General features: G+C 50.0%; 23 protein-coding genes. 11 read left to right on the forward strand and 12 right to left on the reverse strand.

The annotated features are described in order from the left end of the window. The first annotated feature begins 7 nt into the window (after positions 1-7). From IDAT_RS00840 to bioD, 3 genes are read left to right on the forward strand one after another with little or no spacing between them, the layout of a single operon-like run. Positions 8-1159: an aminotransferase class I/II-fold pyridoxal phosphate-dependent enzyme gene (locus tag IDAT_RS00840; RefSeq protein ID WP_034729306.1), complete on the forward strand. Its 1152-nt coding sequence runs from the start codon at positions 8-10 to the stop codon at positions 1157-1159. Beyond that, the gene (locus IDAT_RS00845; RefSeq protein WP_051986483.1) at positions 1149-1919 is read left to right on the forward strand and encodes a methyltransferase domain-containing protein; all 771 of its coding nucleotides are present in this window, start codon (positions 1149-1151) and stop codon (positions 1917-1919) included. Before IDAT_RS00840 ends, IDAT_RS00845 begins: the two co-directional genes overlap by 11 nt. 21 nt (positions 1920-1940) lie before the next feature. Then, on the forward strand, positions 1941-2645 hold the full coding sequence (gene bioD / locus IDAT_RS00850) for a dethiobiotin synthase (RefSeq protein WP_034729308.1): 705 nt from the start codon (positions 1941-1943) through the stop codon (positions 2643-2645). Here the strand turns inward: bioD and pepE are convergent. Then, the gene (gene pepE, locus IDAT_RS00855; protein WP_034729311.1) at positions 2597-3307 is read right to left on the reverse strand and encodes a dipeptidase PepE; all 711 of its coding nucleotides are present in this window, start codon (positions 3305-3307) and stop codon (positions 2597-2599) included. The genes bioD and pepE overlap by 49 nt on opposite strands. A gap of 146 nt (positions 3308-3453) precedes the next feature. On the opposite strand from pepE, the gene htpX reads away from it, so the two are divergent. Genes htpX through IDAT_RS00870 form a run of 3 tightly spaced genes read left to right on the forward strand, consistent with a single transcriptional unit; the run spans position 3454 to position 6564 of the window. Further along, a complete protein-coding gene (gene htpX, locus IDAT_RS00860) occupies positions 3454-4332 on the forward strand; it encodes a protease HtpX (RefSeq protein ID WP_034729314.1) in 879 nt (292 codons plus the stop codon). A 21-nt stretch (positions 4333-4353) separates the two neighbouring features. After that, the gene (locus IDAT_RS00865; RefSeq protein WP_034729317.1) at positions 4354-5712 is read left to right on the forward strand and encodes a class II 3-deoxy-7-phosphoheptulonate synthase; all 1359 of its coding nucleotides are present in this window, start codon (positions 4354-4356) and stop codon (positions 5710-5712) included. Positions 5713-5739: 27 nt separating this feature from the next. After that, the gene (locus tag IDAT_RS00870) at positions 5740-6564 is read left to right on the forward strand and encodes a DUF1338 domain-containing protein (protein WP_034729319.1); all 825 of its coding nucleotides are present in this window, start codon (positions 5740-5742) and stop codon (positions 6562-6564) included. Positions 6565-6578: 14 nt separating this feature from the next. Here IDAT_RS00870 and ppsR read toward each other — a convergent pair whose 3' ends face one another. Next, positions 6579-7403, reverse strand: a complete 825-nt coding sequence (ppsR, locus tag IDAT_RS00875; RefSeq protein WP_034729321.1) for a posphoenolpyruvate synthetase regulatory kinase/phosphorylase PpsR — start codon at positions 7401-7403, stop codon at positions 6579-6581. Between the two features lie 126 nt (positions 7404-7529). Here ppsR and ppsA point away from each other — a divergent pair, with 126 nt between their 5' ends. Further along, the gene (gene ppsA / locus IDAT_RS00880) at positions 7530-9914 is read left to right on the forward strand and encodes a phosphoenolpyruvate synthase (RefSeq protein WP_034729324.1); all 2385 of its coding nucleotides are present in this window, start codon (positions 7530-7532) and stop codon (positions 9912-9914) included. A gap of 53 nt (positions 9915-9967) precedes the next feature. Beyond that, the gene (gene ydiJ, locus IDAT_RS00885) at positions 9968-13015 is read left to right on the forward strand and encodes a D-2-hydroxyglutarate dehydrogenase YdiJ (RefSeq protein WP_051986484.1); all 3048 of its coding nucleotides are present in this window, start codon (positions 9968-9970) and stop codon (positions 13013-13015) included. Between the two features lie 18 nt (positions 13016-13033). Here the strand turns inward: ydiJ and IDAT_RS00890 are convergent, their stop codons facing one another. Continuing rightward, positions 13034-14083, reverse strand: coding sequence for a Glu/Leu/Phe/Val dehydrogenase dimerization domain-containing protein (locus IDAT_RS00890; RefSeq protein WP_034729327.1), 1050 nt, complete (start codon positions 14081-14083; stop codon positions 13034-13036). 210 nt (positions 14084-14293) lie between these two features. Here IDAT_RS00890 and IDAT_RS00895 point away from each other — a divergent pair, with 210 nt between their 5' ends. Continuing rightward, the gene (locus tag IDAT_RS00895; protein WP_034729330.1) at positions 14294-14737 is read left to right on the forward strand and encodes a DUF4826 family protein; all 444 of its coding nucleotides are present in this window, start codon (positions 14294-14296) and stop codon (positions 14735-14737) included. A gap of 18 nt (positions 14738-14755) precedes the next feature. Here IDAT_RS00895 and IDAT_RS00900 read toward each other — a convergent pair whose 3' ends face one another. Genes IDAT_RS00900 through IDAT_RS00920 form a run of 5 tightly spaced genes read right to left on the reverse strand, consistent with a single transcriptional unit; the run spans position 14756 to position 19689 of the window. After that, the gene (locus IDAT_RS00900) at positions 14756-15904 is read right to left on the reverse strand and encodes a cupin domain-containing protein (RefSeq protein WP_034729333.1); all 1149 of its coding nucleotides are present in this window, start codon (positions 15902-15904) and stop codon (positions 14756-14758) included. Beyond that, the gene (gene purB / locus IDAT_RS00905; RefSeq protein ID WP_034729336.1) at positions 15904-17283 is read right to left on the reverse strand and encodes an adenylosuccinate lyase; all 1380 of its coding nucleotides are present in this window, start codon (positions 17281-17283) and stop codon (positions 15904-15906) included. Before purB ends, IDAT_RS00900 begins: the two co-directional genes overlap by 1 nt. After that, a complete protein-coding gene (hflD, locus tag IDAT_RS00910; RefSeq protein WP_034729339.1) occupies positions 17280-17924 on the reverse strand; it encodes a high frequency lysogenization protein HflD in 645 nt (214 codons plus the stop codon). The genes purB and hflD overlap by 4 nt, the downstream gene beginning before the upstream one ends. After that, on the reverse strand, positions 17921-19036 hold the full coding sequence (gene mnmA, locus IDAT_RS00915) for a tRNA 2-thiouridine(34) synthase MnmA (protein WP_034729342.1): 1116 nt from the start codon (positions 19034-19036) through the stop codon (positions 17921-17923). The genes hflD and mnmA overlap by 4 nt, the downstream gene beginning before the upstream one ends. 35 nt (positions 19037-19071) lie before the next feature. Further along, on the reverse strand, positions 19072-19689 hold the full coding sequence (locus tag IDAT_RS00920) for a pseudouridine synthase (RefSeq protein WP_034729345.1): 618 nt from the start codon (positions 19687-19689) through the stop codon (positions 19072-19074). Between the two features lie 84 nt (positions 19690-19773). On the opposite strand from IDAT_RS00920, the gene IDAT_RS00925 reads away from it, so the two are divergent. Further along, complete coding sequence (locus IDAT_RS00925) at positions 19774-20568, forward strand: DUF2189 domain-containing protein (protein ID WP_034729348.1); 795 nt, start codon at positions 19774-19776, stop codon at positions 20566-20568. Between the two features lie 8 nt (positions 20569-20576). After that, complete coding sequence (locus tag IDAT_RS00930; RefSeq protein WP_051986485.1) at positions 20577-21470, forward strand: glucosaminidase domain-containing protein; 894 nt, start codon at positions 20577-20579, stop codon at positions 21468-21470. On the opposite strand, the gene ttcA is transcribed toward IDAT_RS00930, so the two are convergent. From ttcA to ccoS, 4 genes are all read right to left on the reverse strand, one after another. After that, complete coding sequence (gene ttcA / locus IDAT_RS00935; protein ID WP_034729351.1) at positions 21445-22392, reverse strand: tRNA 2-thiocytidine(32) synthetase TtcA; 948 nt, start codon at positions 22390-22392, stop codon at positions 21445-21447. The two genes, IDAT_RS00930 and ttcA, sit on opposite strands and share 26 nt — an antisense overlap. Before the next feature lie 48 nt (positions 22393-22440). Further along, positions 22441-23370, reverse strand: coding sequence for a universal stress protein UspE (gene uspE, locus IDAT_RS00940; protein WP_034729354.1), 930 nt, complete (start codon positions 23368-23370; stop codon positions 22441-22443). A 64-nt stretch (positions 23371-23434) separates the two neighbouring features. Then, complete coding sequence (locus IDAT_RS00945; RefSeq protein ID WP_034729359.1) at positions 23435-24103, reverse strand: sulfite exporter TauE/SafE family protein; 669 nt, start codon at positions 24101-24103, stop codon at positions 23435-23437. Next, positions 24084-24290, reverse strand: a complete 207-nt coding sequence (gene ccoS / locus IDAT_RS00950) for a cbb3-type cytochrome oxidase assembly protein CcoS (RefSeq protein WP_034729361.1) — start codon at positions 24288-24290, stop codon at positions 24084-24086. The genes IDAT_RS00945 and ccoS overlap by 20 nt, the downstream gene beginning before the upstream one ends. Between the last annotated feature and the right edge of the window lies 1 nt (position 24291).

Raw genomic sequence — 24291 nt, forward strand, 5'->3', positions numbered from 1 at the left:
GAAGCTGGTGCAGGCAAAAGTTCAAGCGCAAATACAGGCGCAGCTAGCCAGTCGTCAACAACGACAACGCTGTCGACAGCTGACAACTGTCACCAGCACTGCCAGTGAACTGCAACTCGCAGGGCAGCGTTATCTGCATTTCTCCAGCAACGACTATTTGGGCTTGAGTTCGCATCCGGCGGTGCGTGCTGCTTGGTGTTCGTTAGCAACGGTCGGTAGTCGTGCCTCACCGCTAGTGACCGGTTATCAAACCGAGCATGCGCGGCTCAGCGCGCAATTAGCGGAATTCCTCGGCTATGAGGCGGTGATGTTGTTTGGTTCGGCATTCGCGGCCAATAGTGGTGGGCTAGCCACGCTAGGGCGTTTGTATGACAAACTCTGGCTAGATCGTTTAGCTCATGCCTCACTATTGGCTGGTGCGCAACAGAGCGGGCAGCCCTGGCGGCGCTTTCGTCACAATCAATTACTGGCGATAACACCAGCGGCGACGGAAAACTCTGAACTGCTGGTGACCGAGTCAGTATTTAGTATGGATGGTGATCAATTGCCGCTAACCGATTATGCACGGCTACATCGTCATCGTCCTCGTGCTGATTGGTGGCTTGATGACGCGCATGGTTTTGGTGTGCTGGGCAAGGACGGCCGCGGGGTAGTCGAACTGGTGCAGCAAGCACCGGAATATCTGGTGCTGGCGTTTGGCAAAGCTTGTGGAGTTGCCGGTGGTGCCATTGCCTGTAGCGCGGACGCCGCAAGCTATTTAAGCAATTATTGTCCGGAACTCATTTATTCAACCGCAATGCCTGCGGCGCAAGCTGCCGCTATTACGGCGGCGGTTGAGGTGATTGCTGGTGCCGAAGGCCAACAGTTGCGGTCGCGCTTAGCCGCGAATATCAGTTTGTTTCGTGAACTGGCGCAGCAGCGAGAACTCCCATTGAGTGAAAGCCAACACGCTATCCAAACACTGATCCTGGGTACCGATGCTCGCGCACTAGGGGTAAGCGCTAAGCTCCGTGCACAGGATATTTGGTGTGCTGCGATACGCCCACCGACGGTGCCAGAAGGCACCGCTCGATTGCGTTTAACGCTTACGGCAGAACATAGCGATGCGCACATTCGTCAACTTGTCGATGCCCTAGCGAGTGCCTTAGATGCTGCATAGCCATTACGATAAAACGCGAGTCGCCCGTCATTTTGCGCGTGCTGCGTACAGTTATACCCAGCATGACGGCCTGCAAAGACAGATTGCTGAACTTTTAATAACGCAGCTAAAGCCTACTCGCGGAGTACTGCTTGATGTCGGTTGCGGACCCGCACATCACGCACCGGCTCTGCAGCGCCTTGCGGATCGTTATGTGGGGCTTGATATTGCGCCAACCATGCTAGAGGTTGCGCAACAGTCGCAGACAGGTGACTGGCTTTTAGCCGATATGGAACGTTTACCTCTAGCGAACGAAAGCGTGGCCTGTCTGCACTCGAACCTGGCGATGCAGTGGGCGAATGACACTGCTGCTTTATTACGAGAGTGGCACCGCGTATTAGCGGCGAATGGGCAGTTGTTCGCTTCGACGGTGTTAGCGGGCTCAATGTGGCCATTGAATGAGTGTTTTGCTGAAGTTGACGGCGCGGTGCGTCATAACCGTTGGCTCACACAAGATACGCTCCAGCAACAACTTGAACTACTGTCGTGGCAGGCTTCATGTGTCGTACTGCAGGTTACGCAAGCTTATCCTTCGGTGACCGCTATGCTGCGCGATCTGAAAGGCATCGGCGCCAACTACACGGCACGTGCGCAAGCAAGCTATCTCGGTCGACAACGCTTAGCGCAGTTAGAGCAGGTTATGGAACAGTACCGCAACGACACCGGAATGCTGCCATTGCGCTGGCAAATTGGCCTCGTGCGCGCGCAAAGAACAGTATAAATAGATTGAGGAAAATGCAAGATGACATGTGTTTTTGTTGCTGGTACAGATACCGATGCTGGCAAGACGATTGCTGCTGCAGCGTTGCTTTATCGCTTGGCAGAGGGTGCTGTGAGGACACTCGCAATGAAGCCAGTTGCGGCTGGCGCAGTGGCTACAGCAAGTGGCTTGCGCAACAGTGATGCATTGCAACTTGAGCTTGCTATGAACGCACGTAATGTTAGTTATGCGGAAGTGAATCCTATCTGTTTAGCCGCGCCGATTGCACCTCATATCGCAGCTGAGCAAGCGGGCATCAAGTTAAGCGTTGCTGAGTTGCTGCGCCATCAACAACGTCTGGCGCAACATCCGCACGATCTGTTGCTCATCGAAGGTGCCGGTGGTTGGTTAGTCCCGCTCAACGAGGCGGAAACCCTAGCGGATTTTGCGGTCGCGGTGGGGGCCAAGGTGGTCTTGGTTGTGGGGCTGAAACTCGGTTGTTTAAATCATGCGCTGCTCACTGCGGCAGCTATTCAACAAAGTGGTGCCGAGTTAGTTGGCTGGATCGGCAATCAACCACAAGCATCCGTCATGAGTTATCAACAAGAAAATATAGAATACTTAAAGGCTAAACTGCCAGCGCCGTGTTTGGGCATTTTACCTTTTGAACCCAGCGCTGACAGTGCCAAGCTTGCTGGCTATTTACTTGAAAGCCAGGCGCTAATGTCACTATTTGCCGGCAATTGATGTTTATCATTGCCAAGAAACAGCACCCCGGGAGCATCGCCACACAATTTCACTGTGTCGCCATCAACCCATAAGGCGGAACCTTCGCGTAAACCAATCACCGCTGTGCTTGGTGCGACGGTAGTAAACTCCGCCAGCCGCTGATCACGGGTTTCCCCATGAAAGCCTGGAGGGTGGCTGTCAATATAATGCGGATTCAACTGGCAAGGCAAAAAGCTTAGCGCGCTGAAGGATTGCGGTTCGACAATCGGCATATCGTTGGTCGTGCGAATCGATAAGCCGGCGATGTTCGAGCCTGCACTCCAACCAATGTACGGAGTGCCTGCTTGCACAGTTGATTGTAACGGTGTCACGAGTCCCCGTTGTTGCAGCTCGTTCAGCAAGTGAAAGGTGTTGCCACCGCCGACTAAGATGGCGTCCACCGCCACTAAGGTTGCCACTGCGTCGTCCTGAGCAGCCAAGTTGATAATGTCGTAACCCAGCGGTGCCAGCTTCTCAGCAACCCGCTGCGTGTATTCAGCGTAGCTCATGGTCACTCCTGCGAAAGGCACGAAGGCTATTGTTGCCGGAGCCGGCACTCGTTCGCATAACCAGGGTATTACGGGGGCTAGATAATCACTATCGCCAGCTTTAGAACTCGAGCAGAGAAGCAACTTTTGCATAGCAAGGGGTCCAACTTTTGAAAATTCATCACGATCGTTTTGGCACTCGGCATCGTAACAAAAAAAACCGCTGCTTAGCGATTGATATGCGGTACAATTGTACCCATATTTAACTCGTATCAATGGTCTTATGAGGTAACTTGATCATGCAACGTATCGTTCTCTTTCTTGCCACAAACTTAGCGATTCTGGTGGTGCTTGGGGTGGTCATGAACTTGGTCATGCCGGCGTTTGGACTCGATCCTTCCAGCTACACTGGGCTATTCGTATTTGCCGCGGTGTTTGGTTTTGGCGGTGCTTTTATTTCGCTGGCACTGTCGAAATGGTTGGCAAAACGAAGCGTCGGTGCACAGACTATTGAGACCCCGCGCAATGCAACCGAGCGCTGGTTACTGCAAACGGTTGCCCGCCAAGCGCAGCAAGCACGCATTCCGATGCCTGAGGTCGCTATCTATGATTCGCCTGAACCCAATGCGTTCGCCACGGGCGCGAGCCAGAAGAGTTCACTGGTTGCAGTAAGCACGGGTCTGCTGCGGCACATGAATGAAGACGAAGTCGAGGCCGTACTCGCACATGAAATCAGTCACATTGCCAACGGTGATATGGTGACTTTGACCCTGATTCAAGGGGTGGTGAATACCTTTGTAATTTTCTTCGCACGGGTCATTGCTGGAATTATTGATAATGCCACGCGGAGCAACTCGCAAGATGGCCGTGGTTTGGGTGGACTCGCTTATTTTGGCATTGTCATGGTGTTAGAGGTTGTTTTTGGTGTCCTAGCCAGTATTATCGTTATGTGGTTTTCGCGCCAGCGCGAATTCCGTGCGGATGAAGGTTCTGCGCGGTTAGTAGGTCCGGAGAAAATGATTGCGGCGCTGCGACGTTTGCAAAATGCGCACGAATCACAACTTGATGGCAGCATGGCAGCCTTTGGGATCCAGAGCAAACGGCGTCCGAGTGAGCTGTTTATGAGCCATCCGCCACTTGAAAAACGCATTGCAGCTTTGCAACAACTGAAACGATAAAAGTAGTAGATAAGGAATACCATGACCCATTGGAGTGCACGAAGCTGGCGTGAGAAGCCTATCCAGCAGCAACCAAATTACACTGATAAAGCGCAGCTGCAGCAGGTTGAACAACAACTAAAAACCTTTCCACCGCTGGTATTCGCCGAAGAAATTCGCTCACTTCGCGCACAGTTAAGTAAAGTGAGCCAAGGGCATGGTTTTCTTTTACAAGGTGGTGACTGCGCCGAATCTTTTGCTGACTTTAATGCGCCGAAAATCCGCGATACTTTCAAAGTCATTTTGCAAATGGCAATCGTGATGACCTTCGCCGGTTCGTGCCCTGTAACAAAGGTGGCGCGCATGGCGGGACAGTACGCCAAGCCGCGTTCGAGCGACGAAGAAACCATTGATGGGATTAGTCTGCCAAGTTATCGCGGCGATATCATTAATGGCTCTGATTTTACTGAGCTTGCGCGGGTACCCGATCCGCAACGTATGTTACAGGCTTACCACCATTCAGCGGCGACCTTGAACTTGCTGCGCGCGTTCGCTCAGGGTGGTTTAGCCGACTTGCACAAAGTGCATAAGTGGAACATGAGTTTTGTTGCTGCCAATCCGCTGAAAGAAAAGTATTTGGAAGTTGCTGAGCAAATTCAATCGGCACTGAAATTTATGGAAGTCGTGGGTATCACTGCGCAAACCAATGCGACCATTCACGAAACTCAGTTGTTCACTTCCCACGAGGCACTTCTGTTGCCTTATGAAGAAGCGTTAACGCGCACCGATACGCTGACCGGTCTGCCTTATGATTGTTCAGCGCATATGGTTTGGATTGGCGAGCGAACACGCCAGCTAGACCATGCGCACGTTGAGTTTATGCGTGGTATTCACAACCCGATCGGTGTTAAAATAGGTCCGACCACAACACCTGATCAACTGATCGCATTGTTGGATGTGCTTAACCCGCACAACGAGCCGGGCCGCATGACGCTGATTACGCGCATGGGCGCTGATAAGCTTGCGCAAGCGATGCCAGCGTTAGTGCGCCGTGTCAAAGCAGAAGGGCGGCATGTGGTGTGGTCAAGTGATCCAATGCATGGCAATACGGTGAAAGCTGAAAACGGCTTGAAAACTCGTAATTTCGACGCCATACATCAGGAACTGCGTCAGTTCTTTGCTGTGCACCAGGCCGAGGGAACCTACCCAGGTGGTGTGCATCTCGAAATGACTGGCGAAGACGTAACTGAATGCACCGGCGGTGCTTATCAGATTAGTGAACAGGATTTGACGCAGCGCTATCGCACCCAGTGCGACCCGCGTTTGAATGCAGACCAAGTGCTGGAATTAGCCTTCTTGGTCGCAGATTCACTCCGTGAGGCACGTCAAGGCCGCGGATAACACGACATTTTCGAGGTTTAGTAGTATATGTCACAGCAGGTTGAGCAGTTTTTTGAAAACCTTTGGAACGATTACATCAAACTTACGCCATCGGCAGCAAAAGTGCATGAAGTGTTGGGCCAAGGCCGCGACATTATCAACGACCATGTTGCCTTCCGTACTTTTAATTTAGCCCCAGTGCGCCTAGAAACCCTAGCGAAGCACTTTGAAGCTATGGGTTACGTTGCGGCGGGTGATTATACCTTTGAGGCGAAGCGTTTGCAGGCGAAGCACTTTGAGCACGCCGACCCGCGCTTACCAAAAATTTTCATCAGCGAGCTTTTGGTCGAAGAATTCTCACCAGAACTCCAAGCGATCGTAAAGCAGTTGGTTGAGCAGATTGACCCGGCAGCAGTTCAGCAACCTGAATTTTTGTACTCAGGTACGCACTGGCAAATCAGCAGCAATGACTATGAGCGCTTGCTCGAAGAAAGTGAATACGCGGCATGGATGGCAGCATTTGGTTTCCGCGCCAATCACTTTACCGTGAACGTGAACGAATTGCCTGATTATGCGTCACTTGAACAAGTGAACGAAACCTTGAAAAACGCCGGCTTCCGCCTTAATAGTTCAGGTGGTGAGATTAAGGGGTCACCGGCGGTTTACTTGGAACAGTCGTCAACCATGGCCGATCATATGCCCGTACGTTTTAGCGATATGGAAAAAGTCATTCCAAGTTGCTTCTACGAGTTTGCCAAGCGTTACGAAGTGGCACCGAATAAACTTTACACGGGCTTTGTTGCAGCTTCTGCTGACAAAATTTTTGAGAGTACGGACGCACGCGCCGCTGCTGCTCAGAATAGCGACGCTTAAACACGCTTGAACTCTCAATAATGATGCCGCTCAAGATTCGTCTCGGCGAGGATCTTGGCGGCAATCTCTTCTACCGAAAACCGCGTTGAATCTAGAAACGGGATGGCTTCCCGGCGGTACAGTTTCTCTACTTCTTGTAATTCAAACCGACATTGCTGCATTGACGCATAGCGTGAGCCTTCGCGACGTTTACTGCGGATCTCGTGTAGGCGCTGCGGTTCCAGCGTCAAACCAAAGAGTTTATGCCGTTGGTGCTTTAACACTTTCGGTAACTGTAAGTTCTCCATGTCATCATCTTCAGTAATGGGGTAATTGGCCGCCTTGATGCCGTAATGTAGGGCTAAATAAAGACTCGTCGGCGTTTTTCCAGTGCGTGAGACACCGAGGAGAATGATATCGGCTTGATCGTAGTCAGCGATGTTACTGCCGTCGTCATTGGCAAGCGAGTAGTTCACCGCTTCGATACGACTGTCGTAGCTATCACGCACACCATTTTCTTGAATACCGTGAGTTCTGTGCGTTTTGGGTTGTGCTTGAATCCCGAGTTCAGCACTCATGGGTTCGACAAAATAATCGAGAAAATCGTAACAGCTGCCTTCGGAACTGGTGATAACGCGTTTAATATCCAAACTTACGAAGGTATGGAAAATAATCGGACGTTCGCCCGATGCTGCATGTGCTGCGTTGATTTTGGTGACGGCGAGTTGCGCTTTTTCTACGCTATCGACAAAAGCAATGGTTTTGTGTTCCACCTTGACCGGAAACATCGATAACATGGCGCGGCCGAAAGCTTCAGCTGTCAGTGCAGTGCCGTCAGATATATAGAAGATTGTTCTCATGAATGGTTTCTCAGCGTAGAAATGCCTGATGAATCTTAACCTTTTCGGCGTTAGCGTGTAAAATGATGAGCCATCATCAGCCAGATTGACGGCTACCTTTCGCTTTACAACTGCGAGGAATTCAACGTGCAGCAACAGGTTACTGATTACGTACTTTGGTATGATCACTTAGGGATGAATGATGTAGGGCGTGTAGGGGGCAAGAATGCTTCCCTAGGCGAGATGATTAGTAACCTTGCTGGCGCCGGGGTTGTGGTGCCCAACGGCTTTGCCACCACAGCTGAAGCCTTCCACCAATTCCTCGAACAATCTGGCGTCGACGAACGCATTCATAAACTGCTCGATAAGCTTGACGTTGACGATGTTCGCGCACTTGCCGAAGCGGGCAAACAAATTCGTCAGTGGGTCATCGATACACCGTTTCAGCCAGAGCTCGATAAGGCGATTCGTGATGCCTATCAGCAACTGAGCGAGGGCAACGATGAAGTAAGTTTCGCAGTGCGCAGCTCGGCCACCGCTGAAGACATGCCAGATGCGTCCTTTGCCGGTCAACAAGAAACCTTCCTTAACGTGCATGGCATCGATGCAATCATGGAAGCGATTAAACATGTATTCGCCTCGTTATTTAACGATCGCGCGATATCCTACCGGGTTCATCAAGGTTATGACCATCGTGGCGTTGCGCTATCGGCTGGTATTCAACGCATGGTACGGAGCGACATTGCCGCTTCAGGCGTCATGTTCACCATCGATACCGAGTCAGGCTTCAACGACGTAGTCTTTATTACTTCATCTTATGGTCTGGGCGAGATGGTTGTGCAGGGTGCGGTGAATCCTGATGAATTTTACGTGCATAAACCGACCTTAAAAGCCGGTCGTAAAGCGGTGCTACGTCGCAACATTGGTAGTAAGAAAATTCAAATGATTTACGCTGATAGCAAAGATCATGGCAAGCAAACTCAGATCGTCGACATTCCGACCGAGCAGTCACGTCAATTTTCTATTACTGATGCAGAAGTTGAAGATTTGGCACGGCAAGCGATGATTATCGAGCAGCACTACGGTCGCCCAATGGACATTGAATGGGCGAAAGATGGGATCGATGGCAAGCTTTATATCGTCCAGGCGCGCCCAGAAACCGTACAGTCAAATAAATCTGGTCAAGCGATCGAACGCTTTACTTTGGCTAAGAAAAGCCAAGTTGTGGCCAGCGGTCGCGCCATAGGCCAGCGCATTGGCAGTGGTGTCGCACGTGTACTGAACGATATTTCTGAAATGGATCAGGTGCAAGCGGGCGATGTACTCGTGACCGATATGACCGACCCCGACTGGGAACCGATCATGAAGCGGGCCGCGGCGATTGTCACCAACCGCGGTGGACGTACTTGTCATGCGGCGATTATTGCGCGCGAATTAGGTATTCCGGCTATCGTCGGCTGTGGTGATGCAACGGACAAAATTAAAGCGGGGCAAGCGGTCACCGTTTCTTGTGCAGAAGGTGATACCGGTTACATTTATGATGGCGAACTGGAATTTGCGGTCAACCGCACTGATGTCGGTGCGATGCCAAACGTCCCATTAAAAATTATGATGAACGTGGGCAACCCAGACCGTGCTTTTGATTTCGCTGGGTTGCCACATGCCGGTATTGGCTTGGCGCGCTTGGAATTCATTATTAATCGGATGATCGGCGTACATCCAAAAGCCTTGCTGAATTACGCACAACAAACGCCTGAATTACAGGCACAAATCGATGAGTACATTGCCGGTTATCCATCACCGCGCGAATACTACGTAACCAAACTGACGGAAGGGATCGCCACCCTAGGTGCTGCGTTTGCACCTGAACGGGTGATTGTCCGAATGTCAGATTTTAAATCGAACGAGTATGCAAACCTGTTGGGTGGACGTCAGTATGAGCCGCACGAAGAAAATCCAATGCTTGGTTTTCGCGGTGCTTCACGTTATATCTCAGCTGAGTTCCGCGATTGTTTCGCGATGGAATGTGAGGCTATCAAGCGCGTGCGCGATGACATGGGACTGACCAACGTCGAAGTAATGATTCCGTTTGTACGCACTCTTGAAGAAGGTCGCGAAGTGATCAAGCTTTTAGCCGAACAAGGGTTAGTGCAGGGAGAACGTGGTTTACGCGTGATTATGATGTGCGAACTACCGTCTAATGCTTTGCTAGCAGACCAGTTCCTCGATATTTTCGATGGTTTCTCTATTGGCTCCAACGATTTGACGCAATTGACGTTAGGGCTTGATCGCGATTCAGGTGTCATTGCGCACTTATTTGACGAACGCAACGAAGCAGTCAAAGCACTGTTAGCGATGGCTATTCAAGCGGCAAAACGCAAAGGCAAGTATGTTGGTATCTGTGGCCAGGGACCATCGGATCATGCTGATTTTGCTCAATGGTTGGTCGAACAAGGCATAGATTCCGTATCACTAAATCCAGACACTGTAGTTGATACTTGGTTGTATCTTGCAGAACACGCAAAACACTAATTCAATTCGACGAGGAGAACGACTTGTCAAATACAGCAGTCCAGGAGTTGCACGTGCTCGATCAGCACGTAAGCTACGAGGTTCCTGCCGCTGGTTATCGACGCTATAGCCAAGCGCTAACGCAAGCGGGGTTCGCTGGCGCAATCGAAGATAACTATGCAAGTCGTTTACTCGCCGCGACCGACAACAGTGTTTACCAACTGTTACCACAGCTTGTCATTTTTCCTCGTGATACCGCTGATTTGCAGTTGGCATTGCAACTTGCTCAGCGCGAGGACTTTCTCGATCTAACCTTCAGCCCTCGTGGGGGGGGTACGGGTACCAATGGGCAAAGCTTGAATCAAGGCATCATCATTGATTTAAGTCGAACTTTTAAAAACATTCTTGAAATTGCCCCTGAACAAGCTTGGGTTCGCTGTCAGACGGGTGTCGTCAAAGATGCACTCAACGATGCTGTGCGCGAGCATGGACTGTTTTTCTCGCCGGATTTGTCGACCTCTAATCGTGCCACCATTGGCGGTATGATCAATACCGACGCTTCAGGGCAGGGGTCCTTGGTCTATGGTAAAACCAGCGATCATATTCTTGGTCTACAAGCGGTGTTGATCAATGGCGAAGTGATTGAAACGGCCCCGGTAAGCGTGGCCGAGGCGCAACGCCGCGCGCACGGCGAAAGCATGGAGGCAAGTCTTTACCGGCAAGCTATTGCAACTTGTATCGGCAAGCGGAGCGCTATCGAAGCTAAATTCCCGCCATTGAATCGGTTTTTAACCGGCTACGATCTCAAGCATTGCTATGACCCGCAAGCACAAACTATTGATTTATCGCGTTTGTTGGCCGGCTCTGAAGGTACTTTGGCATTTATTACCGAGGCTAAACTCAACTTAACCGCCATTCCGCGCCACAAAGTCTTAGTAAATATAAGCTATCGTAATTTCGATGCTGCGTTGCGGCATGCGCCGGTTTTGGTTAAAGCACGTGCGACTTCGGTCGAAACCATAGATAACACAGTGCTCAATTTGGCACGTAATGACATTATTTGGGACAGTGTTCGCGAGCATCTTTCTGAAGGCCAAGCTGATCAACCCATGGACGGCATCAACATGGTGGAATACACCGCCGTTGATCAGGCTGAAATTGATGCAAAACTGCAACAGCTGATTGCAATCTTGGAGCGTGAATTAGAGGCCGGCGCTAATAACCAACATGGAGTGGTGGGCTATAAGATCTGTGACCAAGCGGATAGCATTCAAACCATCTATGCCATGCGTAAAAAAGCCGTCGGTTTGCTCGGTGCGGTAAAAGGCGAACGTAAGCCTATCGCGTTTGCTGAAGACACCGCAGTGCCACCTGAGTCACTGGCGGACTTTATTAGCGAGTTTCGAGGTTTACTTGACCAACATGAACTGCAGTACGGGATGTTTGGCCATGTCGACGCTGGCGTATTACACGTGCGTCCTGCGCTGGATATGAAAGTGCCGGCCGATGAGCAAATGTTGCGCCGTATCAGCGATAAAGTCGCAGCTTTGACTGCCAAATATGGCGGTTTGATGTGGGGTGAACATGGTAAGGGCTTTCGTTCCGAGTATGCGCCGACGTTCTTTGGTCCCGAGCTCTATACCGAACTACAGAAAATTAAAGCTGCTTTTGATCCTGACAATCGGTTGAATCCAGGAAAGTTGGCCACGCCGTTTGGCCATCCGACCGCTCAACTGGTTTCGGTTGATGCGCGCAAACGAGGCTTTTTCGACCGCCAAATTCCAATCGCTGCGCGTGCGTCCTATCAAGCAGCTTTGAACTGTAATGGTAATGGCTTGTGCTTTAACTATGCCGAAGCATCGCCTATGTGTCCCTCGTATAAAGTCACGGGTGATCGACGCAATTCACCAAAAGGTCGCGCCACCTTAATTCGTGAATGGCTACGTCTGAACGCTCGAGAAGGCGTTGATGTGAGCGCAGAAGCACCACAGAAGTCTTGGTTTTGGCGTTTTCCTAAACGTCAAAACGCCAGTGACTTTAACCACCAAGTGAAAGCTTCCATGGATGCCTGTTTGGCATGTAAGGCATGTGCTAGCGAATGTCCGGTCAAAGTTGACGTACCGCAGTTTAGGGCGAAGTTCTTACAATGGTATTATCATCTGTATCGGCGCCCACTGCGTGATTATTTGGTAGCAAGTGTAGAGCGCACGGTGCCGCTAATGGCGAAATGGCCGCGTATCAGCAATGCACTAACCCACAATGGTTTGAGTCAATGGCTCTTTGCTAAAGTCTTTGGTTACGTTGATACGCCCAAATTATCGGTTCCTAATCTCCAGCAGCAATGGCAGCAGGATTGGTTATCGGGCAATGTGGAACAACTGCAAGCGATGGATGCCAAGGAGCGGCAAAACATCGTGGTGATTGTGCAGGATCCCTTTACCAGTTTTTACCAAGCTGAAGTGGTAGTCGCCTTTGCAAAAGTCGTCGCGCGTATGGGTTACCAGCCATATTTATTGGACTTTATCGGTAATGGTAAAGCCTTACATGTGAAAGGCTTTTTAAGCCAGTTTCGCCGTGTAGTGCAGCGTGTGAGCAAACAACTTAACGCTGTTGCTGAGTTAGCTATTCCCATGGTTGGCTTGGATGCTGCCACAGTACTGGTGATGCGTGATGAATATCGTGAATTTCGTGGCGCGCCGCAGAATTACAAGGTGCAATTAGTGCACGAGTGGTTATGTGAGCATCTAGCGGAGCTACAACAGTTCAAAGGGGTGCACGAGGGCAGTGCCGATTTGTTAACCCACTGTACTGAGCAAACAGCCGTACCGACAACGGCGAAGCAATGGCAGCAAGTATTTGCCAGCGTGGGTAAAACCATTAAGCCGGTAGCAACGGGTTGCTGTGGAATGGCAGGAACTTATGGACATGAAATCGAACAGCTCGAGCATTCGAAGCGACTCTTTGCTATGAGTTGGCAGCAACCCCTTGCGGCAAGTGCGCAGCCTTTGGCCACCGGGTTTTCTTGTCGCTGCCAAACCCATCGCATGCAAGCTACAGAAACAACGAAGCTGCGACAGGATGTTCGCCATCCAGTGCAGCTTCTCGCAGACTTGCTGAGTTAATAAGAGCTGAGCGCGGTATTAACCGCGCTTGGCTGCTTTTGCTTTGGCAATCACTTCACGAGCCAGCTCGTCAGCAATAATGCCTGTGGGGCGTTGCTCTGCTGCTGAACGATTGAAGATCTCAGTCAACGTATTGTAAATATTACGCACCCGTTCTTCCGTTTCGGCGGTACTCATACCGGTAGCTTCGCTACAAACATGAATTACACCACCTGCGTTAATCACGTAGTCAGGTGCATACAGAATCCCCATATCCATGACTTTTTGATCGTGCGCAGGGGTGGCTAACTGGTTATTGGCACTACCGGCGATAATTTTCGCTTTAATTTGTGGCAGTGTAGTGTCGTTGATGGTCGCACCTAATGCACATGGAGCATAAACATCGACATCCAAGCCATAGATTTCATCTAAGCCGACAACGGTCGCATTCAATTCTCGTGCGGCACGCTCGCAGGCTTCTTCATTAATATCGGTCACGAATAGTTTTGCGCCTTCTTTTGCACAGTATTCAGCGAAGTCGTAACCAACCGCACCGAGACCCTGAATCGCAATTTTCAAACCATTTAAATCTTCGCTACCAAATTTGTGCTTAGCGGCAGCTTTCAGGCCTAAATAGGTACCTTGCGCGGTATGCGGTGACGGGTCACCCGCTTTACCTTCGGTACCGGCAACATGTTGTGTTTCTTCAGCAACAATTGCGATATCACTGGTGCGAATATTGACGTCTTCGGCAGTAATATAACGTCCGCCTAATGAATTGATAAAACGACCATAAGCACGGAATAATTCGGGGCTTTTAATTTTCTTTGCATCACCGATGATAACCGCTTTACCGCCGCCAAGGGGCAAGCCGGCGAGGGCGCTCTTATAAGTCATGCCACGCGATAAGCGCAACACGTCCGTCAGAGCTTCGGCTGATGACGCGTAGTTCCACAAGCGTGTGCCACCTAACGATGGACCTAAGGTGGTGTCGTGAACTGCGATAATCGCTTTAAGACCGGTTTCTTTATCGTGGCAAAACACCACTTGTTCGTGTTGGTCGAACTCTTGATGCTCAAATAGAGACATGAGTTTGGTTTCCTCGTTCATCCCAAAATTGCGCGCACATTAGCACTTAAATATTGGCTATGCTAGTGCACGACAAAAATAAAACGTTTACGTTAACGTAAACTATTGAAAGCAAAGTTTACAGTAATTCAGACTTTGCCCAAAACACCTTTCAAGGTACTATGGGCGCAACGTTGATGTACTAAATAAGCAATAAGGAAAGATTCAATTATGGCGATTCAACTGCCTCCAATGAGCCAAGAAGAAACCTCGAAATGGGTGCGTGAGCAATTTCAAGCCGCGAATAAATTTTTGGCCGAAAACGGCATTATAAGCGACCGCGTATTGACCAAAGATTCGCGCTATTTAGCGCCGTACGTTGCGGTATGGAAATTTACCACGCAAGATCGTAAAGAGTTGTGGTTGGTCAATGGCGATGTACCGACTGACGTGGCTGGCAAAAAAGCCGCAGATAATGCCCGTGATGCGCTGCGTTATTTCTCATTTCAGTGGCAGTTGAAAGCGCAAAACTTGATGGCGGATGAGCAAGCCATGGCCGACCCTACCAAGCAGCAATATGCTAATTATTTGGTGAATCGTGCCGAAACCATTTATGAAGTGGTTGATTCGCCTGAACTGTGGGAAGCACCAGCAGAAGATCAGAGCAACGGGTAAGTCGTTGCTCTTCACAGCTTAATCTTCGTCGAGTTCTTGCACGAGATAGAACACCCCCAGATTCAGCAGCTCGCAGGTCCACCTGCGCAGTTGCTGATCCGCAAGTAACACATCGCATTCAGCTAATGGGCATTCGTCCCAAATCGCCAGTAGTGCATCGCGCGCTGGTGAGTCAGGGCAATACCCTAGACGCTCTCCTTGCGCATAAAGCTGGTTATTTGTATCCAGCAAAATACGGGCCCCAGGGCTGCGACCAATGAGCATGTCAGTGGCGGCAAATTGCAATAATTGCTGCTCATCAATGGCTTGATCTGGCTGCGGAAGTGGGCGTTTTGCTTGGGACATTACTTGTAGAATGGCTTGCTGTCCTTGCTCACTTGCCAATTGCTGCTGCAGCAATTGTTGGACTGCGGCGACTTCCTGTGGATTGACAAAAAAGGGAGCCTGCTTCGAGTCCAAAGCTGGATCTTGGTAACGCGGATAGACAGTATCACTAGCCAGTAGTTGATCTGCGATCTGTGCCAGGAACTCGGCACTATTAGGTGCCCGAAAACCGACCGAATAATTCAACGACGGCTCAAGGGCAATACCATGATGCGGACATCCGGCAGGAATATACAACACATCTCCAGGCTCCAAGACGGTATCGATGACCGCTGGAAAATCAGCGTCTTGAAGCTGCTTTAAATCGGGGTGTGGACAATGTTCGGTCAGTCCCGACATGCGCTCGCCGACGCGCCAATGCCGCCGTCCTGCGCCTTGAATGATAAATACGTCGTACTGATCAAGGTGAGCACCGACGCCACCCCCGTCGGTAGCAAAACTCACCATGACATCATCAAGGCGCCAATCGGGTAAAAAACGAAAGGCCGAAAGCAGTTGTTGAACTTCCGGAAACCATTCGTTGACCGCTTGTACTAGTAGCGTCCAATTGGCTTCGCCAAAACTTTCGTAGTCAGCAAATGGCCCGTGGAGCACATCCCATTGGTGGTTATGATGTTGAATGATGCGTGCATCGACGCCTTCTTCCATGGCCAACCCTGCGAGCAACTCGGCTTCAATTGGATCGGCAAAGTCAGCGAAACCGCCACGAATGAGAAGCGGTTGTTGTTGCCAGTATTCACCGAGAAAAATTTGACGATCGAATTGCAGGGTAAAAACAGTCATTATGAACCTTGCAAGTCATCAACGAAGGCAATAGCACGACCAATGTAAGAAGCTGGAGTAAGCATTTTTAATTCAGCTTTGACGTCATTGGGTAGGGCTAAGCTGTCGATAAATTCCGCCATAGCCGCTTGGTTGACACGTTTCCCACGGGTCAATTCCTTGAGTTTTTCATAGGGCTTTTCAATTCCGTAACGACGCATTACGGTTTGGATTGGCTCTGCTAGCAATTCCCAGTTTTGATCAAGTTCGCGCGCCAGATTGTCGGCATTGACTTCGAGTTTGCTGATGCCTTTGAGTGTGGCTTGATAAGCAATCAACGCGTAGGCAAAGCCGACACCAAGATTGCGTAGTACTGTTGAGTCAGTCAGATCGCGTTGCCAACGGCTGATTGGTAACTTGCTCGCGAGATGCTGCATAATGGCATTAGCGATACCGAGGTTGCCTTCAGAGTTTTCAAAGTCGATCGGGTTGACCTTGTGTGGCATGGTCGATGAGCCAACTTCGCCAGCTATCGTACGCTGTTTAAAGTGATTCAGTGCGATATAGCCCCAAACATCGCGGTTGAAATCAATCACAATAGTGTTAAAACGCGCAACGGCATCAAATAATTCAGCAATGTAGTCATGCGGCTCGATTTGGGTCGTATATGCATTCCAACTCAAGCCCAAACCGGTTACGAACTGTTCGGCAACTTGGTGCCAATCAACGTTAGGGTAGGCGGTTAAGTGCGCATTATAGTTACCAACCGCGCCGTTAATTTTGCCCAACAGCGGTACGGCTGAAATTTGCTTTAACTGACGTTCGAGGCGTACATAAACGTTCGCCATTTCTTTACCCATAGTGGTCGGTGTTGCTGGCTGACCGTGGGTACGTGCCATCATAGGCACTGCTTTATGTTCGAATGCGAGCGCTTTGACCGCGTCACTGAGTTGTTGCATCATCGGCAGCATCACATCGGTGAGTGCTTCGCGCAGCATTAACGCATGCGACAGATTGTTAATGTCTTCAGAGGTACAGGCGAAGTGAATAAATTCGCTAACCGCATGCAATTCAGCTTGCCCAGCGATACGTTCTTTCAGAAAGTATTCGACTGCTTTGACGTCGTGATTGGTGGTCGCTTCGATCGTTTTGACACGCTCAGCATCAGCTTCGCTAAAATTGTTGATCAATGCTTCGAGGTAGTCATTTGCAGCAGTTGAAAACGGCGGGACTTCTTTGATCTCTGTTACCTTGGCGAGCTGTTGGAGCCAGCGAATCTCCACGATCACACGTTGACGTATCAGCCCGTACTCACTAAACATAGGACGTAGGGCGGCGGCTTTCGTGCCATAACGGCCATCGACGGGAGATAAAGCCGTAAGGGCAGATAAACTAGTCATGTTGAAGACTCCGATGCTGAGCTAAGTGAAACATAAAGGTCATGCGCGATGGTGACCATCTTGCGCCGATTGAAAAGAAATTGTCGACGTTGACCGCCGCTTTGCTGCCAAAGAATAGCACTGCGAATCGCCGCCAGCAGCAGGGCGCGTATTTGGTTTTGGATATTCGGCTGCTGTAAATGGCTTGGCTTACCTTGTATTTGAATCGGTCGACTCAAGGGCGAGATAAAGTCGCTGTAGGTGCTTGCCATGCCAGTTAACAAAGTTTCGTCGGCAAATTGAAAAGTAGCCCGCTGACGTTGCAGTTGTTCGATGCGATCGCCCAGTTTGGCTAGCTGCTGAGGGTGTTTCTGTAAACGCCGAGCTAGCGCTAGTATGCCAACCATGTAGCGGGTGACTTCAACGTCTTTATCGCGGGTCGCGCCAAGTTGTGCTAACAACACCTGCAAGCCGCGCCGCAAGTTTTGCACATCGCCATAGATTTCGATAAATGACCGCGGATTTTGGATTAATACGCTATCAAGCAGTGCTTGGCGCGCATACTCATCGGTCAACTGGCCGTGCCGCGCCAGTTGCTTGACCGCGGCACAACATTGGGCTACCGCAGCAAGGGCAAGGACGCGTTGTTGCCACTGGTTCACAACAATACCTCGTGGTCGGCTAAACGCTGTTCAATAATACCCCCACCGAGACACACGTCACCCTGGTAAAATACCGCCGATTGTCCAGGAGTCACCGCTGCCACCGGCTGCTCGAATTCGACTTGGATGCGGCCATCAGCTTGCGGCGTCACGCGGCAAGGAATATCTTGCTGGCGATAGCGAGTTTTCACCACGCAAGCAAAAGGCGCGGTCAACTGTTCGCGTGCAACCCAATGCAGTTGACCGGCAATTAGCCCTTTCGAATACAAACGCGGATGTTGTTTACCTTGTGCAACAATGAGGACATTGCGTTCGACATCTTTATCAACCACATACCAAGGTTCGTCGCTGGCATCGGCGCGCCCGCCAATGTACAGACCTTTGCGCTGACCCAGGGTGTGATACATTAAACCTTCATGCTCGCCAAGCACTTCGCCGTCAACACTCTCGATGACACCCGGTTTGGCGGGTAAGTATGTTTGTAAGAAGTCCTTGAACTTGCGTTCGCCGATAAAACAGATACCGGTAGAGTCTTTCTTATCGGCTGTCACTAAACCTTGCGCCTCAGCGATTTTGCGCACTTCAGGCTTTTCTAGTTCACCAACTGGAAAAAGAGTTTGCGCGACATGTTCATGTGAGAGCGTGTACAGGAAGTAGCTCTGATCCTTGTTGTTATCGAGGCCGCGCAAAAGTTGAAACTTACCTTCGCTCTCACGGCGACGGACGTAATGACCTGTAGCAATATAGTCAGCGCCTAATGCTTCCGCAGCAAATTCTAAGAAGGCCTTAAATTTAATTTCTTTGTTGCACATGATATCGGGATTAGGTGTACGTCCTGCTTTATACTCTTGCAGGAAGTATTCGAATACGTTGTCCCAATATTCGGCGGCAAAATTGACCGTATGCAGCTCGATACCAAGTTTGTCACATACCGCTTGAGCGTCGGCAAGGTCTTCTGCCGCAGCGCAGTATTCGTCGTTGTCGTCTTCTTCCCAGTTTTTCATAAACAAGCCTTCGACTTGATAGCCTTGTTGTAGTAACAGGTACGCGGAAACCGACGAATCGACGCCACCTGACATTCCGACAATTACTTTTGTATCTGCGTTCGACATAACGACCTTTTACTCCGTAAAAATGCGCGCGAATTCTACCACACTGGGGGCACTTCGCGCCACTGACCCGGCGCTAAACCTGCCAAGCGCCAAGGGCCAATTGCAGCTCTTATCAGACGCAGTGTTGGATGGCCTACCGCAGCTGTCATACGACGCACTTGGCGGTTCTTTCCTTCACGAATAATTAAGCAAATCCAGCTGTCTGGCACCGATTTACGCTCGCGAATGGGCGGGTTACGTGGCCAAATATGATCTGGTTCTGGCATTCGCAAAGCTTCTGCTGGCAGCGTCATACCATCAGCGAGCTCGACGCCTTCACGAAGTTGCTTGAGCGCACTTTCGTCAGGTATTCCCTCAACTTGTACCCAGTAGGTCTTCGGTAGTTTGTGTTTTGGGTGACTAATCTTATGTTGTAGGGAACCATCATTGGTCAACAACAACAGACCTTCACTGTCTTTATCGAGACGCCCAGCAGGATAGACATCATTAAACGGAACATACTGCTTGAGCGTAACCTCATCGGCGTCTGCGGAGGAAAATTGTGTCAATACGCCATAGGGTTTATTCAATAACACTAACTTTGGATTGGCTGGGCGGCTGCTAGTTTTTTTAGTTTTACGGCGAAACGGTTTTGGGCCTGATTTGGGTCGCATGGTCTCGATATCGTGGTTGCAAAAATTTAATGGTAGAATGACGTTTGTCATTGCAAAAACACAGTATAAAGGAAAAAGTCCGCGATGCAGGATTCTCAACCGAATAAAAACGAAAACCAGGTAACTAAAGATGATTGCTTTGCTGCAGCGCTGCGCGGTGAGGTGCCACTGCGTGTTGGTGATGTGATTCAACGGAGCTGGGATATTACCTTACGCGCCTTGCCAATTATGCTCGTTGCGTTAGCGCTGATGCTGGTCGTTAATTACGTTATTGGCGAGATTACCGCAGTGCAGTTTCCGGTCGACGAAAACAATCCAAATCTAGCCAATGTTGCTTGGCAAACCCTAATTGGTATGGTGATCATGGCGCCCTTTAACGCGCTTGTGCAATGGCTCGGGATACTTAACGCGCGCGATGTTAAACCAAGCTTTGCGAACTTTTCTCACGCCTTTCGTAGTGCGCCACAGGTGATTGGCATTCAAGTCGTGATGACGGTTTTGATCATGGTGGCGAGCACCGTGTTCTTCCTTATTTTTGGTTTCTCTTCAGTGTTCCTCGCGTTAGTCGTGGTCACTGCCGCTTATTTGCAGCTTTCTTTTACCCTTGCTGTGCCGCTAGTGTTGGATCGAGGTTTACGTGTACAGCGCGCAATTCTTGCCTCAGTGATGATTTTAAGTAAACGTATCTTTGCCATGTTAGGCATTTATATTGTGATGTTTTTTATTCTTTTTATCAGCGCTTTACCGTTACTTCTTGGTCTTATATTCACCCTACCAATGACGTTTAACGTGATCGGGGTGATCTACAATCGCATGATCGGGCTACCTAGTTCAGAACAACCGTTGCCACTCGCGACGGACGACCAAGGTGGCGTATAGGAGATTGGATGTTACGATTTTTATTAGTTGTGTTTGCCCTAATTGCTGTGGTGGCAGCTGTGGTTGCGCCGAATGTGCTGCATTTGGCCAATCCCCACCGACTTTATGATGGCGTAGTTCCGGTCAAGTCTGACCAAGTAAAGGTGCCGGAAATCCGTGAACTGCCTGACTTTTCGCAGTACAGCCAAGCCGCTGATAAAAAACAGGCATTCTTTGGTTTTTTGGCGCCAGTGGTGGCCGCTGAAAATGCACTGATTGAGCAACAACGCCAGGGCTTGCAAGCGTTACACACGAAGTGGTTGTTCAAAGCGAACTCGCTCAACCGTGAGCAACGTAGTTGGCTTGAATATTTGGCTAAGCGTTATCGCGTTGACTTTGATTTACAAGAAGGTGCAGCTGAAATGTTTGAACTGTTGTTGCGTCGCGTCGATGTGGTACCAGAAACCTTAGTGTTAGTGCAAGCGGCGAATGAGTCAGCATGGGGAACGTCACGTTTTGCCACCGAAGCTTTTAACTTATTTGGTGAGTGGTGCTTTAGTGAAGGCTGCGGCATTGTACCCAACTTGAGAGGTGACGAAGCGCGCCATGAGGTTGAACGCTTCAGCACCATTAATGCGTCTGTACGCAGCTACTTAATGAATCTCAATACCCATCCGGCTTATGTCGAATTGCGTACGTTACGTGCCGCTAAACGCGCTGAAAATGCCGATATCCGAGCCTTGGACCTAACCCCTGGGTTGCTTAGCTACTCCGAGCGTGGCGAGGCTTACATTGAGGAACTTAACGCGATGATTCGCGTCAATCGGCCATTGATATTAGAAGCCCTAGACGAAACCGGCCCACTGCCTGAGCCGGGTTTTAATGCTAGCGCTGCAACTAACTCAAATTCCGCACCTGAATAACACCTGAGGCGCCGTCTTCGTTGGCGGCGTCATCTTCTGTATCACGGAAATTCAAGAACTCGGTTGGCGTAGGCTGATCGAATGCCGTGTCACCATTAACATTTTCCTGTCCGTCCGCCTGAATCGATTTAAAGTCAAATAGCTGATGATCAGCTAAATGTGATGGCACGATGTTTTGCATCGCGGTAAACATACTTTCAATACGGCCTGGGAATTGCCGATCCCATTGTCTCAACATCTCTTTAATGGCTTTGCGTTGCAGATTCTCCTGCGAGCCACATAGGTTACATGGAATAATAGGGAAAGCTGCATAGCTGGCGTATTTTTCGATGTCTTTCTCACGCACATAGGCGAGCGGCCGAATTACCACATGTTCACCGTTATCACTGACCAGCTTGGGTGGCATTGACTTCATTTTACCGCCATAAAACATGTTCAGCATGAGCGTTTCGAGCATGTCATCGCGGTGATGGCCTAAGGCTATCTTAGTAGCACCTAGCTCTTTGGCGACACGATAAAGAATCCCACGGCGTAAGCGTGAACAGAGTGCGCAAGTGGTTTTACCTTCAGGTATCTTCTCTTTAACGATAGAGTAGGTGTCTTCTTCAATAATGCGAAAGTCAACGCCTTCAGCGCGCAGATATTCGGGCAAAATGTGCTCTGGAAATCCGGGCTGTTTTTGGTCAAGATTCACTGCGATCAAGGAAAACTGAATTGGCGCGATTTTCTGTAAAAAACGTAGAATGGCGAGTAGGGTGTAACTATCTTTACCACCCGATAGACACACCATCACTTTGTCGCCGTTTTCGATCATATTAAAATCTTCGATGGCTCGACCGACATGGCGACGTAAGCGCTTTTCTAACTTATTGAAGTTATAGCGTTGTTTTTTCTCTTGCTCGCTTTTTTCTGCAACACTCATGAATCTATGCACACCTAAATTAAAGTAAAACCCACAAAAGCGCGCGGATTATACCTTAACTGGTGATTCAAATCCTGCTGGTTTTACCGCAAGCAGGTCACAATTGATCTGCTCTATGACATGCTCCGCAGTGTTACCAAGTAGGGCGGCACTAAATCCGGTGCGACCAATGGTACCTAAAACCACGAGCTCGGCATCCAGCTCTTTTGCTAATTCCGGTATCACTTGTTCTGGCAACCCCTCTAGCACATGCTGCTGAGCGGCTGGCAAGGAAAATAGTTGGGCATGCTCAGCGAGTGCTTGGCGATGGTTTTGTTCGATCACTTCGCGATAATTGGCGGTGTCAAATTCAGGAATTTCAGCGGCGATGGTGACCGGCGCGCCAGGATAAGCGTTGACAAGGTGAACCTCACTATGGAGACAGGTTGCAAAGCGTTGGGCCACTTCGGTAATGCGGTAGTTGAGGCTCTCGTGATGTGCATGCTCACCGGTGGTATGAATGGCGGCGAGTACTTTGCCATCTTCGGGCCAGTCATGCTCTTTGACCAGTAGGACTAAACAGGGGGCCTTACGCAACAAATGCCAGTCGGTTGGGGTAAAAATAAGATGCGCCAAGCCTTCATGCGGGTGGGTCGCCTTGACGATGATATCGTGCTCGCCTTTAACCGCGGTCTCAATAATGGCCTCATAGGGGCGATTGTGCCACAGTACTTCGATATTGATATCAAGATCGCGCGTGTTATAGCCTTCGAGCAGATCTTCAATCCACACGCGGCGGTCATTGATCAGGCTGTCGCGCATAGTACTGCGCTCATCAGCGGCGAGCATGGTGGTCATTTCATACGAAAAATCATAGATGGAAAGCAACAGGGTGAGCGATGCTTGGCTAATGCGAGCTAAATGAAGGGCTCGGTTGAGTGCTTTTTGTTGCTCTTTATCAGGGTCTAAAACCACCAAAATATTGTTCACGCACGACATAGTTCACCTCAATGAGTGGAAATTTCTAGCATTGAGTTTAGCCAGAATTTTCTGCGTAAGCCAACTATGCCATCGCAACTGCTTGACGCAGCGCAATGATCAAGGTCCAAACCCCGTAGAGAATGAGTAACACGCCCATTGCCTGGCGAAAGCCTTGGGCTTTGAGAATGCTTTGCACTGCGCCGGTGAACCAGCCAAAAGCAAACATTGCGGGTAAGGTTCCCAAGCCAAACAACAGCATGTAAAGCCCCCCTTGAGCGGCGGTGCCGCTGATGGCGGCCCAACTCAGCGCACTGTAGACAAGACCACAAGGTAACCAGCCCCAGACCACTCCGGCGGCAAAACGCCCCGCAAGTGAGCGTTGTTGTTGTAGTTTCCGCGCACTTGGCGCAAGCCGTTGCCAGAGGGGACGTCCCAAGCGTTCAAGCTGTTGCATGCCAAACCACCAGCCAGCGAAATAGAGGCCAAGCGCAATTAAAAAGACTGCCGCAAGAAAGCGCAGACCAAGCAACGCAGGGGTAAATTGTGCGATGGCAAGTTGGCTGAGTAAACCCACTAAAACGCCAGCAACCACATAAGAACTGATGCGACCTAAATTGTAGGTCAGTAATTCAGTAGCAGAAGGTTTTGCGCCAAGCGCGCCGGCAAGCCCCCCACACATCATCAAGCAGTGTCCCGCTCCAGCAAGTCCCATCAGTAGGGCTGCAAAGTAATCAGCTGGATTGTTCATCATCGTTAGTTGGCTGAGTTGGCGACTTGTTCCTATGTTTTGCTTTGGGGTCATCATCGTCGAGCAAAACATTCATGCCCTGGCGCTCAAGATCTTCAAACTGATCGCTACGCACTGCCCAGAAAAATACCGCCACAGCGATGATCACGAATACGATAGCGATGGGAATTAACAGGTACAGACTTTCCATG

It is taken from the genome of Pseudidiomarina atlantica (assembly GCF_000753735.1).
In the GTDB taxonomy this organism is placed as follows: Bacteria; Pseudomonadota; Gammaproteobacteria; order Enterobacterales; family Alteromonadaceae; genus Pseudidiomarina; species Pseudidiomarina atlantica.

What these genes read in the sequence shown, in the direction of transcription:
- IDAT_RS00845 (WP_051986483.1), top strand. Translation starts at nt 1,149, where the DNA reads ATGCTGCATAGCCATTACGATAAAACGCGAGTCGCCCGTCATTTTGCG.
- bioD (WP_034729308.1), top strand. Translation starts at nt 1,941, where the DNA reads ATGACATGTGTTTTTGTTGCTGGTACAGATACCGATGCTGGCAAGACG.
- pepE (WP_034729311.1), bottom strand. Translation starts at nt 3,307, where the DNA reads ATGCAAAAGTTGCTTCTCTGCTCGAGTTCTAAAGCTGGCGATAGTGAT.
- htpX (WP_034729314.1), top strand. Translation starts at nt 3,454, where the DNA reads ATGCAACGTATCGTTCTCTTTCTTGCCACAAACTTAGCGATTCTGGTG.
- IDAT_RS00865 (WP_034729317.1), top strand. Translation starts at nt 4,354, where the DNA reads ATGACCCATTGGAGTGCACGAAGCTGGCGTGAGAAGCCTATCCAGCAG.
- IDAT_RS00870 (WP_034729319.1), top strand. Translation starts at nt 5,740, where the DNA reads ATGTCACAGCAGGTTGAGCAGTTTTTTGAAAACCTTTGGAACGATTAC.
- ppsR (WP_034729321.1), bottom strand. Translation starts at nt 7,403, where the DNA reads ATGAGAACAATCTTCTATATATCTGACGGCACTGCACTGACAGCTGAA.
- IDAT_RS00890 (WP_034729327.1), bottom strand. Translation starts at nt 14,083, where the DNA reads ATGTCTCTATTTGAGCATCAAGAGTTCGACCAACACGAACAAGTGGTG.
- IDAT_RS00895 (WP_034729330.1), top strand. Translation starts at nt 14,294, where the DNA reads ATGGCGATTCAACTGCCTCCAATGAGCCAAGAAGAAACCTCGAAATGG.
- IDAT_RS00900 (WP_034729333.1), bottom strand. Translation starts at nt 15,904, where the DNA reads ATGACTGTTTTTACCCTGCAATTCGATCGTCAAATTTTTCTCGGTGAA.
- purB (WP_034729336.1), bottom strand. Translation starts at nt 17,283, where the DNA reads ATGACTAGTTTATCTGCCCTTACGGCTTTATCTCCCGTCGATGGCCGT.
- mnmA (WP_034729342.1), bottom strand. Translation starts at nt 19,036, where the DNA reads ATGTCGAACGCAGATACAAAAGTAATTGTCGGAATGTCAGGTGGCGTC.
- IDAT_RS00920 (WP_034729345.1), bottom strand. Translation starts at nt 19,689, where the DNA reads ATGCGACCCAAATCAGGCCCAAAACCGTTTCGCCGTAAAACTAAAAAA.
- IDAT_RS00925 (WP_034729348.1), top strand. Translation starts at nt 19,774, where the DNA reads ATGCAGGATTCTCAACCGAATAAAAACGAAAACCAGGTAACTAAAGAT.
- IDAT_RS00930 (WP_051986485.1), top strand. Translation starts at nt 20,577, where the DNA reads ATGTTACGATTTTTATTAGTTGTGTTTGCCCTAATTGCTGTGGTGGCA.
- ttcA (WP_034729351.1), bottom strand. Translation starts at nt 22,392, where the DNA reads ATGAGTGTTGCAGAAAAAAGCGAGCAAGAGAAAAAACAACGCTATAAC.
- uspE (WP_034729354.1), bottom strand. Translation starts at nt 23,370, where the DNA reads ATGTCGTGCGTGAACAATATTTTGGTGGTTTTAGACCCTGATAAAGAG.
- IDAT_RS00945 (WP_034729359.1), bottom strand. Translation starts at nt 24,103, where the DNA reads ATGATGAACAATCCAGCTGATTACTTTGCAGCCCTACTGATGGGACTT.
- ccoS (WP_034729361.1), bottom strand. Translation starts at nt 24,290, where the DNA reads ATGGAAAGTCTGTACCTGTTAATTCCCATCGCTATCGTATTCGTGATC.